Raw genomic sequence first — 1,129 nt, forward strand, 5'->3', positions numbered from 1 at the left:
GCAAGTTGGGTTAAAAAATAAAACCCATGGCACAAAACAAAAACGCTTTAATTCGGTACAAAACAATCGATAAATGCTTGCAAAACCATTATAAACAATGGACGCTTGAGGATTTAATAAATGCTTGTAGTGAAGCACTTTATGAATTTGAAGGCAAAGAAAATCCGGTGAGCAAACGCACCATTCAGCTGGATATTCAGCTGATGCGGAGCGAGAAATTGGGTTACAATGCTCCTATAGAAGTTTATGACAAAAAATTTTACCGATATGCCGACGAAGATTTTAGCATCACCGATATTCCGCTGACGGAAACCGACATCAATGTGCTGACGGAAACCGTTTCAATGTTGAAACAATTCAAGGATTTTTCGCTTTTCAACGATGTTTCGGATATTGTACAACGTTTGGAAGATAAAATCTATGCCGAAAAATCACATACCCAACCTGTGATTCATTTGGATAAAAACGAAAAGCTAAAAGGACTTCCTTTTTTGGAACAAATTTATCAAGCGATTGTCAAAAAAATAGTGTTGGTCGTAACTTATAAATCCTTCAAATCACAAGAAGCGAGTCAGTTCACTTTTTTTCCTTTTTTGCTCAAAGAATTCAACAATCGTTGGTTTATGGTAGGTAAAAGAAAAGAATCGCACCCCATTTCAAATCTCGCTTTGGATCGGATTGAGCGTCTGGATTTCAACTTTCAAATGCCATTTATTGCTACCGATTTTGATGCTGAAGCATTCTACAAAAACGTCATAGGTGTAACCGTTAATACAGGAGTGCAACCCCGAGCCATTCGCCTTTGGATAGATGCCACCAATGCACCTTATGTACTCACAAAACCTTTGCATGGTTCGCAACGCCATTTGCAAACCAATGAGGACGGCAGCATTATCATCAATCTTTATTTGATTGAAAACTTCGAAATGGAACGCCTTTTCCTTGGTTTTGGAAACGGACTAGAAGTGCTCAAACCCGAACGCCTTCGCAACCGAATGAAACGCATTTTAAAAGAAAGTTTGATGCTATATGAAGCCGAAGATGGCATATAAATTTTATACCTGAAACCACTATTTTAATCCTTTAATTATGTAATACCAAATATATTTATAAAATAGTCCAAAGATGC

Annotated in this window: 1 protein-coding gene; it reads left to right on the top strand. The window is 37.3% G+C overall.

Annotated features, from left to right (window positions below):
• The first annotated feature begins 26 nt into the window (after positions 1–26).
• Entirely contained in the window at positions 27–1,052 is a 1,026-nt protein-coding gene (locus B0A58_RS05730; RefSeq protein WP_089080241.1) for a helix-turn-helix transcriptional regulator, read from the top strand.
• Positions 1,053–1,129: the final 77 nt, after the last annotated feature.

The sequence above is a fragment of the Flavobacterium branchiophilum NBRC 15030 = ATCC 35035 genome (assembly GCF_002217205.1).
Lineage (GTDB): Bacteria > Bacteroidota > Bacteroidia > Flavobacteriales > Flavobacteriaceae > Flavobacterium > Flavobacterium branchiophilum.

Bases quoted from the DNA above. Each gene is read 5' to 3' on its own strand.
- B0A58_RS05730 (WP_089080241.1), top strand. From the start codon at position 27: ATGGCACAAAACAAAAACGCTTTAATTCGGTACAAAACAATCGATAAA.